We start from the raw sequence: 10,597 nt of genomic DNA on the forward strand, positions 1-10,597 counted from the left end.
ACTGCCACCAGCGGAAATCCCTTAACTACCCGGCCTTGGGTCAGGCCCCGTTCGGTGGTTGCTGGTAAGGGGTGGTGGGTCGGGGGACGAGCGGGCCCCGTGGGGCGGCGAGTGTCGGTGTTGGGGACTTGAGGTCCTGCGGGGTGTGGACTGGTGGCCAGGTGTGTCGTGCGGCGTCTCGTTGTTGGAGGAGGTGCAGGTACCACCAGGGATCGTCGGGGCGGTCGGGGGCGGTGTGAGCTTGCTCCGCTTCGACGGACACCGTCGGTGTGTTGGCCAGGCCGCCAGGGTGGTCTCGTAGTCGGCGGGACTGCGGTAGCCGAGGGTGCTGTGCAGCCTGCGTAGTTTGTACCAGCCCTCGATCCACTCGAAGATCGCGGTGCGGGTAGCCGCCCGGCTGGGCCACGGCCGTTCGCCGATCAGCTCGCGCTTCAAGGTGGCGAAGAACGACTCGGCGAACGCATTGTCCCAGCACTGTCCGGTGCGGCCGACGGACAAGCAGACACCGAACTCCGTGGCCAGATCGCCGAATTCACGACTGGTGTACCGGGCGAGTTCAACCGGTCGTTGCAACACCGGGCTGTTGTAGTGAGCGGAGCTGCTCGGTGAAGACCTCGGCCGGGGTCTTCCAGCCAAGGATCTTGCGGGGCCGGTTGTTGATCGCCAGGGCGACGGCTTCGAGGTCCCCGGCGGACCACCGGGACAGGTCCGTGCCCTTCGGGAAGTACTGACGCAGCAGCCCGTTCGTGTTCTCGTTCGTGGGTCGCTGCCAGGGCGAGTGCGGATCGGCGAAGAACACACCTTCGTCCCGGTCTCGAGTGCGAACTGGGCATGCCCGGAAAGTTCCTTCCCGCGGTCCCAGGTCACGGTTTTGCGGAGCTGCTGGGGCAGCTTCGTCATCCACTCGGTCAGAGCGGTGTTCATCGCGACGGCACCGTAACCGCCCAACGGCGGGCCGTTCCTCACGGGTGGCACCTCGCCCCAGCCCTCCATCCTCGGCAGATGCACCAGGAGGGTGGATCGGCTGCTGCGCTCGACGAGCGTGCCGATCGCGGACCGGCCGGTCCCAATGATCAGATCGCCTTCCCAATGCCCCGGGACCGCGCGGTCCCCGGCCTCTGCAGAACGCTCGCTGAGGACGACATCCGCGGTGACATGCCCTTGAGGCTTGTTCCGTGACCTCGACCGAGGCTCTCGAAGTGCCCGCCCGGTGCGCAGGCAGGCGACCAGCTCCCGCTTGAGCGCACCACGGCCCTCGATCAACAGCGACTGGTAGATCGCCTCGTGGCTGATGCGCATGGACTCATCCTCGGGGAAGTCGGCCTTCAACCGGTGCGAGATCTGTTCCGGGCTCCATGCTGTCGCCCACCGCCTGTCCTGCCGGTGCGGCTTGTTCAGCCCCTTCCACGGAGGCGTCTGCGGCCCCGCGACGACCGTCCCGTCAGGCCGGTGAACGTTCCCCGAAAGCCTTGTCCTGCACGTACTCACGCAACCGGTCGTTACCCCGGAGCTTCGCGCTCTTCGGACGCTTGGCCGCCTGCTGAGCCTTCCACTGGGCGACCGTCGCACGGTACTCCTGCTTGCCGCCGCGCGTGGCGGCGTTGCGGCGCAGTTCGCGAGAGATCGTCCCGGGGTCACGCCCCAGTGCGCGGGCGATCTCGCGCACGCCCTTGCTCATCGCCCTGAGGATCGCGATCTCCTCGCGCCCCTCGAACGTGAGGTACCGGCCCGAGGGCTCGGCCAACGAGATCGGAGGCATACCGCCAGCGTGACGAAACCACCTCGCACCCACCGGCCACGACACGCCGACCGCCAGTGACGCCTCCACCGTCGTGACCCCCGTGGCGATCAGGTGCCAAAACTGGCGTTGCACGACCCGGGACGGATCAGGCCGTCCCGGCGAACGCATCGCCGGCCGCAACGCACGGTCAGCACGCCACTGCCGACGCCGCCCCTCCGGAACATCCCTGGTCTTCAAACGCCGGTCCTCGGCGCTGCGCCGGTAGTCCCGCGCGCCACCGTGAGGGTCGTCGGCGGACCCGGCGGACCCGCCCGCACCGGTGGCCGGCGCATCGGCCCGACGGAGACGGTGCGGTGATCTCCGTCCTGCTGGTCGACGACGAGGCACTCGTCCGGGCTGGCTTGCGGATGCTCCTGGAGACCGCCGACGACCTGACCGTGGTCGGTGACGCCGACAGCGGCCGAACGGCCGTCGAAGCGGTGGACCGGCCGCGCCCGGACGTGGTCCTGATGGACGTACGGATGCCCGGAACCAACGGGGGAACCTGCAGCGTGGGCCGGGATGGTGCGGTGGCCGCGCGGACAGGGGACAGCCCGGCCACCGGCCGACCGCCGACGCTCAGGCCACCACCACCCAGGGCAGCCCGGGCCCGGCGAGCACCCCGCGCCGCGCCGCGTCGAGGCGGTCCCGGCGGGTCTTGACGTTGGACAGCCACACGCCGAGCTTCACCTCGCTGCCCTCCAGCGTCTCGATGCGGCCCCGGGGGACGACGATCCGCCGCTCCCGCTCCACGTACCGCTGCAGCGCCGCCACACCCCGCTCGAACGCCCCCGAGCCACCACCGGCAGCGCCCGACCCGCCGGCCGCCCACCTCGCCGTCTCCGGCAGCTGTTCGCCGACCGCGGCCACGACTTCGACGAGTACCGCCGCCTGCCTTGGAGGTGAGGCATCAAGCCGGTCATCGCCCGCCGCGGAGTACCGCACCGCTCCCGCCTGTGCACAGTCCGCCGGGTCGTCGAGCGCACCAACAGCCCGGATCCACGGCCTCCGACGGCTGCGGATCCGAACCGCCGCCTCATCGGCTTCCTCCCACGCCTACGAGGCCTCCCCCGACACACCATCTGCACGGGGCGCGGTGGAGACACCGCAGCCAGGCCCGCGCACTCCACGTCCACGATAGAAGCAGAGGTCGAATCCCGTAACCGTGATGCAGCATCAGGAAGGTGGAGCGTGCCGGCACTCCCGGGCGGGCTTCTTGACGACCGGTCGGGCTACTGCTGGACGGAGACGGCGTGCAGAACGCATTGAGGTGGGAGCGCGGGGTCCCCGCGAAGTTCGCACTGGTCGGTGACGAGGGCCAGGGCGAACTGTGGGCACTCTGCGCGGACGTCTCAGGCCTTTTCGCAGACCCCCCGGCCCCGTTCAGAGAGCGTCTGGTGTTCCACGCCATGGCACCCGCTGGCCCGTTGCCGGACCTGCCCGCCCCGGCAGACACAGCCGGGGGCGCCGTCCTGGGCGACCTGCGCCTGGACGTCTGCAATGCCGATCAGCCCGGGAGCATCACCGAATGGTGGGGGCTGTCCGACGTGGTCGTCACCGGCCGAACCCCCCGCACGGCCGGCTCCGTACACACCGGCCACATCGATGTCACCGTCGAAGCCACCGTGACCGAGCCGGGCTGGGGACCCGGCGCACTTCCCCCTCGGCCGCTGTTCGTTCTCCGAAACGGCAGCGACGAGGAGTTGGGGGCCTGCACCCGGATCAGCGGCCTGTTCGGGGTCCTACGCCCGGAGCCGCCCGCCGTTCCGCTGGAACTGATCGGATGCGCGCCCACCGCGCCGCTGCGCGCGGCCCTCGACGAGGACGGCACCGTCCCCCGGGTCCAGCTTTGGGCTCTCGACCGGTCGGGCCGGCCGATGTCGCGCCTCGACCTTCCGCTGCACATCACCGAAGCGAGAGCCTCCCGCGTCGACACCGGCCTCGTCGACATCACCCTGGCCGCAGGCGTGCCGGCCCCACCGCCCACGGCGGCCCGGCCGGTCTGGGATGCCTGGTACGAAGGCGCCCCGCAAACCCCCAACCTCTGGGCCGCCTACGGACCGGAAGGCAGAGCGCAGTGGCTGCGGCTCGCCTTCGACCACACGGCCGCACGCCTGACCGGGAAACCCGACGAACGCCGGCCGGACCCGTCCGGCGGCACCTTCCACCTCGACGGCAGCTTCGTCACCGACCTCCCCGGCCTCCACTGCGCGATCGGTGAGGCCGTCTCGGGCCCCGGCGGCTACTTCGGGAAGGACCTCCACGCACTCGACGACTGCCTGTACGGCGGCTTCGGCGCCACGCCTCCCTTCACCCTGGTCCTGCACCACTGGGCCGCCGCCCAGCAGGCGCTGCTCACGGAACGCTGCGCCGGTCCCGGGCAGTCCGTGTCCTCCTCCGAGAGCGTTATGGATCTGCTCGGACGCCACCGCGTCGCGGTCGTGCTGCAGGAGAGCGAGCAGATGCCACCCCGGTGAACGGGTGTCGGAAAAATCCGCGACCGTGCCGGGAGGTGGTTGGAGCGGGAGAGCCGGCGGGCCTTCGCGAGGAGGGCGTGGCTCCGGGGGGCTCGGCCTCGGCCGGCTGTGTCGCGAACGGCAGCCGGACATCCGTGTGGGCACCCAACCGATAGAACGTCGCCGACGCCGGCATCGCCACTTCGCCCGGTCCGCGCCGCCTCATCCAGGACTTCCCCCGGGTCAGCCGCCGAAGCCCCGCCACCACCACCTTGGACTGCCCCCCAGGAGACGACCACGCCGCGCTGGAGCATCACCTTCGGGTGGTGTGGGTGCTGGCCAGGGCTGCGGGCAGGTGGGTGCGGTCGGGGAGGTGGAGTCGTCGGCAGGCGTTGTCGATGGCTTCTTGTACCGCGTGTTGGGTGGTCATCAGGGATTGGGCGATCTGGCGGTCGGTGTGGCCGGTGGCGGCCAGGGTGGCGACCTTGTATTCCAGCCCGGGCAGGATCGGTGTGGTGGGTGGTGGTGGTCCGGGGTCGGCGTTGATTGCGGTCAGTGCGGTGCGGGTGCGGCGGGCCAGGGCCAGGCTTCCGCATTCTTGGGCGAGGTGGTGGGCCTGGAGCAGGATCGGTCTGCCGGTGTCGGGGTGGTCGAGGTGGCAGGCGGCGGCGCCGAGCTCGTGGAGGGCGCGGGCGTGTTCGAGGCGGGCGGGGGAGCCGGCGAGGGGGTCGGCGGCCTGGTGGAGCAGGTCGAGTCCGGTGCGGCCCTGGGTGATGACGCCGAGGGTGCGCAGGCTCACGCCGATGGCTCTGGGGGTGCCCCAGGCGTGGGACAGGTCCAGTTCCTCGCGGGCCAGGGCGAGGGCCTGGTCGCGCTGGCCCAGGGCCGCGTGGGCCAGCGCGGCTTCGGATCTCCAGGCACGCGTGGCGGGGTTGCTCATCTTGACCCGCTGTTCGTGGGTCGCGCACTGCTGGAAGGTGGCCAGCGCGGCGTGGGTCTGGCCCCGGGCGGCTTGAAGCTGGCCGCCGACGAGCAGAGCCGAGCAGTCCCAGCTGTTGTCGAGCAGGTCGGCTCCGATGTAGGTGTCCATCAGCCTGGCTGCTTCGTCCAGTTCTTCCCGCTCGATCAGGGCTGTGATCGCCCGCTTGGTGAACGCCAGGGCGATCCGGTCCTTGCCTGCGGCGAAGGCGGGAAGGTCGGCCTGACTGATGGCCAGGGCGACCGGGATCTGTCCGCGGCGGTTGGCGATCATGCCGTGTCCCAGGGCGGCGAAGGTGGACAGCAACGGTGAGCCGTGGCGGGATCCGAGGTCGGCGTATTGGCCGTAGTGCACCGCTGCGTCGTCGAGCCGGTCGGTGGCCACCAGGCCGAAGCAGGCGTAGCCGAACAGCATGCTGACCGGTCCGTCGATGACGCTGCCGCCGCGCAGCGCTCGGTCTATGAGGTCATTGGTGGCCGTGGCGCTGGCCTCGCCGGACATCGCCGGGATGACCAGGGCCGCCAGGACGGTGCGTTCTGCCGGGGTGTCGCCGGGCAGGTTCAGGCGGCGCAGGCGTTCGGCCCACTGCCGGGCGTGCGCGACGGTGGCGGGGTGGCCGTAGCCGGTGAGGACCAGTTGGGCCTGCAGCCGCCACGAAAGCTCACGTCCCGGGGTGCCGGTCTGCTCCAGGTCGGTCACGGCCCGGGCGAGCACGTCGATGGCCTGGTCGTGGCGGTCCTGGAAAAACAGTGCGGCGGCCAGGGTCGCAGCGGTGTGTGCGCGCTCGATCGGGTCGGTGATCGGGGCCAGGGCCCGGGTCAGGTGGGCTACCGCCGCGCCCGGGTCGGTGGCCACCTCCTGTTCGCCGAGCTCGGCGAACACCCGTGCTCGTGCGCCGGGTTCGGGGCACTCGTGGACCGCCCGGCGTAGGTAGGTGGCACTTTCCTGTGGGGCGCCCCGCCGGGTGGCGGTACGGGCGGCCTCGCGCAAGGCCTCCGCCCGCCAGGCCTCGCCGGTGGGTTCGGCCTGCAGCAGGTGCGCGGCAATCACCTCACCGGCCGCGCCGTCCTCGTACAGGATCCGGGCTGTACTGGCGTGGGCGTCTGCGAGCTGCCTGGCCGTCGTGATCGATTCGATGATCATCGTGCGGATCAGGGGGTGGGTGAAACGGACGGTGTCGGCTGCCTGCAGCACGCCGATCCGGGTCAGGGCGTCCGCGTGGTCGGCCGTCTCGGCCTGCCCCATACCGCCAAGGTCCGCGGCCAGATCCCAACGGGATCCGTCCGGCAGTGCGACCAACACCCGGGCCAGGGCCACGGTCGCCTCACTTTGACGGGTCAGGCGCTTGAGTACGGTGGTGGCCAGAACACGCCCGTGCAGGTCCGCCACTTGGTGGATGTTCTCGCCGGTCGGTTCGATGTGGTTCTCGCCCAGGGTGCGGATCAGCTCGCGTAGCAGCAGCGGATTGCCGTCGGTCGCACGCGCGCAGGCCCGGGCGAATGCCTCGTGCGCCTGCTGGCCCAGGCCGGCGCGCACCAGGCGGGCAGCGCTGTCGTGCGACAGAGCGGGTAGGTCCACCAGATGGCAGTCCGGTTGCGCCGTGATCTCATCGAGCACGGCCTCGGCGTGCGCAGGGGCGGCGGGCCGGGCGGCCATGACCAGCAGCACCGGCAGGCCCTCGAGCCGGCGGGCCAGGTAGGCAAGCCACCGCAGGGACGCAAGATCCGCCCAGTGCGCGTCGTCGACCACCAGCGCCAGGGGGCCGGCATCGGCGGCATGCACCATCAGCCAGTACAGCCCATGCATGACACCGATCTGCGCATCCGGCAGCTCCGCGACCGACCCTGGGTCATCACCGGGCGCCAGGATCCGGGTGGCCAGATGTGCCGGACCGCCAAGCAGGCGATCGCGGTCGGCCGCGCCGGCATTGCCCAGCACCGCTTCGGCGAGCCGGCGGGCGATGGAGAAGGCGAACTCGCCCTCCAGCTCGCTGCCGCCGGCCCGCACCACCTGCACACCGCGCCAACGCTCCCGCTCGGCCCAGACCTTCAGCAGCGAGGTCTTGCCCATGCCTGCGCCGGCCCGCACCAACGCCACCCGCCCGCGCCCGCTGCGGGCGATCCAGGCCGCCTTTTCCAGGAGCGCCAGCTGCCCGTCACGATCGAGCAGACCGGATCCCGCCGCCTTGTCATCGGCGACTTGGATCCCTGCCGGACCGGCGCGGCCGACGGCCAGCAATGCAGCGGTCTGGGGGCCGGTCAGTCCCAGCGCCGAGGCCAGCATCTGCACCGTGCGGTTCTGCGGACGCCCCCGCCGTCCCCGCTCCAGCTCCCGGATGGACCGCGCGGAGACTCCAGCAGCCGCGGCAAGTTCCTCCTGGGTCAGTCCCGCGGCCCGGCGCAAACCCCGCAGCATCCCGCCGAACGCCGTCATCCGCACACCCCCACTGTCTAGCCCCCCGCACGACCGGCATCCAGCGACGCATCACCGACAGGACATTACTAACCGGTAACCATCGGGACCCTAGCGGCAGCCGGCCCCAGCCGCCACCGCTCAATGTATGCAGGCACACAATTTCGTTCGATATTTCGTCCTGCTGTTCGTCCTGGCGTCCCGCCTGGCCTGTTGGTTTTATCTACGTACGGCGGCCGGAGGGGGTACGCGCGAACCCCCGCCTTCCAGCTGGAATCTCCACATCCCAGCCAGGTTCCTCATGCCGTCAGCTGCAGGTGCCATGTGCGACTTGACATGTACCTGACGGCTGGCCGCTCGACTCGATTGGAGGCCACCAACCAACGATCATCCGCTTCGCCTTCCGGGAGCAGGCCACCGGCACCACCGGCCTGCCCGCCGCAGCCTGAACCCACCCTCGCCCCGGCGCCCTGACACGCCCACAACCGGCCTGCCCACCCGAGCGGTCGGCCGACCCCGGCAACGCCCACCGGATGCCGCCTGCACGCGGAACAGCGCAACCATCAACCACGAACAACAAACGAGGAGTTTCTTCACATGACGCGATCCACCTGGACAACCGGCCGTACGCGCCGCCTGAAGGCCGGCCTCGCCACGGCCGGCCTCGCCACGGCCCTGCTCACGGCGCTTCCCGCGGCCTCGGCCTCCGCCGACGACACGCCGCACCTTTGGAACAAGGGCGCAGGACTGTGCCTGAACGTCCAGGGCTACAGCTCGTCCGCCAGCGCCCGCACCGAGATCTGGAACTGCCTCGACCAGAACGCGGAGAAGTGGGTGTTCAACAGCGACGGCACGGTCCGCAACGCGCAGTCGGGCCTGTGCCTGAACGTGGCGGGCTACTCCAAGGACTGGGGCGGCCGCACCGAGATCTGGGACTGCAACGGCAACGCCGCGGAGCAGTGGCAGCTCCGGAGCGACGGAACGCTCCTCAACACGAACTCAAGCCTGTGCCTGAACGTCGTCAACAACGCGATCGGCACCAGCAGCGCCACCGAGATCTGGGGCTGTGACGGTCGCACCTCGGAGCAGTGGGTCAAGTTCCAGCTGCCCGGCTGACCTGGCAGAACCGCCGGGGTCCCACTCGGTGAAGACCTGAGGTGCAGCCGCCCTCGCCGGTGAGTGAGGCGAGGGCGGCTGCACCTCGACGCTGTCCCCCGTGAAAAGGCGCTGGGTAGTCGAACGAAGTCTGGGGTGGCTCATGTTGCGCCGCCGTCTCGCCCGCGACTACGAGACCCTGCCCGCCAGCTCCGAAGCCATGATCCACATCGCCTCGATCGACAACCTCGCCAAGCGCATAACGGACGAGAGCACACCAACCTGGCGAGGCACATACTAGGGCATAAAGGACAATCCATTCACATCAAACGCCCTCTCAGGGACCTGCCATGACCCCCACCGCCGTCCACACCGACATCCGCACCGTCTCCCGCGGCCGGGCGTCACGCGGCCGGGCGACCCGGGTCGCCCGGCCTGCCAGCAGACCGGCCGCCACGGCCCAGCAGCGGGCGGAGGACTTCGAGGTGCTTCGCCGCGCCGCCTGCACGCTCCCGACCGTGCGGTTCGGCGAGCCGGACCGCCTGGACGACCGGAGCGTGACGTTCGGTGAGGACTGGCTGGTGGCTTCCTGGGACGACCCGCGGGCTGAGGACGTCCACCAGCTGCTCCACCGGGGCCGGCCGGTCGGCTGGACCGCTCCGCTACCGGACGGTGCCTGGGGACAGGCGGGGCACCTCGCCGCCGAGCACCAGGGCGAGCAGACCGCCGTGGTCCTGACCGACCCCGCCAGCGGGTCCCGCACCCACCGCACCGTCGGCGAAACCCTGGACGCCCTCCAGCGCGCACACGCCGACCGGGTCCGTGCCGAGCGTGCGATGCCGGGGTGCCGTACCTGGCCTCAAGCGCCCGACCGGCTGGACCGTTCCCAGCGCCCGCGGCCTGGGAACCCCGAAGCTCGGAGCTCGACGACGGCCTGGTCCACCTCACCTGGGCCGCCCACCCGGGCGTCCAGGAACTCCAGCGCGCCGGCCGCCCGGTCGGCTGGATCGAGGAGTACGACGTCCAGCGCGGCACCTGGACCGCTATGCGGGGACGGGCCCGCGAGGTGGCTGTGCCACCACCTGGCGTTGCGGGCCTGGCGGTCGAGCGCGGCATCGATGAGGATCCACGCCCGCGACGACCACCGCGCCCTGCCGGTCGTCGCCACCACCCTGCCGCTGCTGCGTCGCTTCGGCGCCGACGCCCCGCTGTGGCACCGGCTCGGCCGCCGCGGCTGGCACACCCTCACCGCCGCGCTCGACAACCCGGATGGCGACGCGCTGCTGGCCGTCGAGCAGGCCGCGGCGGATCGGGCCCGCCGGGTGCGGGAGGAGGCGGAGCGGGAGCGGCGCCGTCGTGCCTGCCACCCTGCTCGGCGCGGTTCTCGGACGAGCGGTGGGAGGAGAAGGAACGGGGGGCGGGCTGCCGCCAGGCCGACGCCGACCGGAAAGCGCTGGAGGCCGCCGAGCAGATGCGGGCCGCCGTCGAAGCCGAGGCCGCCGAGGCGAAGCGCACCCGCTCCTGGTGGCGCCGCCCCTGACCCGGCCAATCCGCCCCGCTGGATGAGATCCAACGGGGCGGATTTACCAACAGCATCCGTGTTCGGTCGGGGCTCACCAGGCGTTCACGTGGATCAGTGCTTGAAGGCGTCCTTGGTGTGCTCGCCGGCCTGCTTGACGTCACCCTCGACCTGGTCGGCCTTGCCCTCCGCCTCCAGGCGCTCGTTGCCGACCGCCTTGCCGACGCCTTCCTTCACCTTGCCCTTGACCTTGTCGCCGGTGTTCTCGATCTTGTCGTGGGTGCTCATCAGAGGCCTCCAAGGCTCGGGGCGCCGTTAGGGCCTGTGTGATGTTGTGATCAGTTGAGCGGTCGCAC

The 10,597-nt window shown here is 71.0% G+C and carries 7 protein-coding genes and 4 pseudogenes; 5 read left to right on the forward strand and 6 right to left on the reverse strand.

Annotation, left to right across the window (positions count from 1 at the left end; translation table 11 throughout):
* Nucleotides 1-294: 294 nt before the first annotated feature.
* Nucleotides 295-507: pseudogene (locus tag AA75_RS50820) on the reverse strand (integrase core domain-containing protein); the annotation flags it as partial.
* 49 nt (nucleotides 508-556) lie between these two features.
* Nucleotides 557-1,759: pseudogene (locus AA75_RS08710) on the reverse strand (IS30 family transposase).
* Between the two features lie 335 nt (nucleotides 1,760-2,094).
* Between AA75_RS08710 and AA75_RS45320 the strand changes: the two are divergent.
* Nucleotides 2,095-2,442, forward strand: coding sequence for a response regulator transcription factor (locus AA75_RS45320; RefSeq protein ID WP_082526354.1), 348 nt, complete (start codon nucleotides 2,095-2,097; stop codon nucleotides 2,440-2,442).
* Here AA75_RS45320 and AA75_RS47200 read toward each other — a convergent pair.
* Nucleotides 2,360-2,650, reverse strand: coding sequence for a hypothetical protein (locus AA75_RS47200; protein WP_033819257.1), 291 nt, complete (start codon nucleotides 2,648-2,650; stop codon nucleotides 2,360-2,362). The genes AA75_RS45320 and AA75_RS47200 overlap by 83 nt on opposite strands.
* On the opposite strand from AA75_RS47200, the pseudogene AA75_RS51720 reads away from it, so the two are divergent.
* Nucleotides 2,603-2,807 (forward strand): annotated as a pseudogene (locus tag AA75_RS51720) (IS5/IS1182 family transposase); the annotation flags it as partial. The gene AA75_RS47200 and the pseudogene AA75_RS51720 sit on opposite strands and share 48 nt — an antisense overlap.
* Before the next feature lie 226 nt (nucleotides 2,808-3,033).
* Nucleotides 3,034-4,257: a barstar family protein gene (locus AA75_RS08720; RefSeq protein ID WP_149038024.1), complete on the forward strand. Its 1,224-nt coding sequence runs from the start codon at nucleotides 3,034-3,036 to the stop codon at nucleotides 4,255-4,257.
* A 292-nt stretch (nucleotides 4,258-4,549) separates the two neighbouring features.
* Here the strand turns inward: AA75_RS08720 and AA75_RS08725 are convergent, their stop codons facing one another.
* On the reverse strand, nucleotides 4,550-7,648 hold the full coding sequence (locus AA75_RS08725) for an AAA family ATPase (RefSeq protein WP_033819258.1): 3,099 nt from the start codon (nucleotides 7,646-7,648) through the stop codon (nucleotides 4,550-4,552).
* A gap of 576 nt (nucleotides 7,649-8,224) precedes the next feature.
* On the opposite strand from AA75_RS08725, the gene AA75_RS08730 reads away from it, so the two are divergent.
* Both AA75_RS08730 and AA75_RS45325 read left to right on the forward strand, forming a co-directional pair.
* A complete protein-coding gene (locus AA75_RS08730; RefSeq protein ID WP_033819259.1) occupies nucleotides 8,225-8,743 on the forward strand; it encodes an RICIN domain-containing protein in 519 nt (172 codons plus the stop codon).
* A 100-nt stretch (nucleotides 8,744-8,843) separates the two neighbouring features.
* A pseudogene (locus AA75_RS45325) lies at nucleotides 8,844-9,023 on the forward strand (transposase); the annotation flags it as partial.
* Nucleotides 9,024-9,384: 361 nt separating this feature from the next.
* Here the strand turns inward: AA75_RS45325 and AA75_RS50825 are convergent.
* Both AA75_RS50825 and AA75_RS44755 read right to left on the reverse strand, forming a co-directional pair.
* Nucleotides 9,385-9,531, reverse strand: a complete 147-nt coding sequence (locus AA75_RS50825) for a hypothetical protein (RefSeq protein WP_199520287.1) — start codon at nucleotides 9,529-9,531, stop codon at nucleotides 9,385-9,387.
* An 824-nt stretch (nucleotides 9,532-10,355) separates the two neighbouring features.
* Complete coding sequence (locus AA75_RS44755; protein WP_063794312.1) at nucleotides 10,356-10,529, reverse strand: CsbD family protein; 174 nt, start codon at nucleotides 10,527-10,529, stop codon at nucleotides 10,356-10,358.
* Between the last annotated feature and the right edge of the window lie 68 nt (nucleotides 10,530-10,597).

Source organism: Kitasatospora sp. MBT63, assembly GCF_000710465.2.
Lineage (GTDB): Bacteria > Actinomycetota > Actinomycetes > Streptomycetales > Streptomycetaceae > Kitasatospora.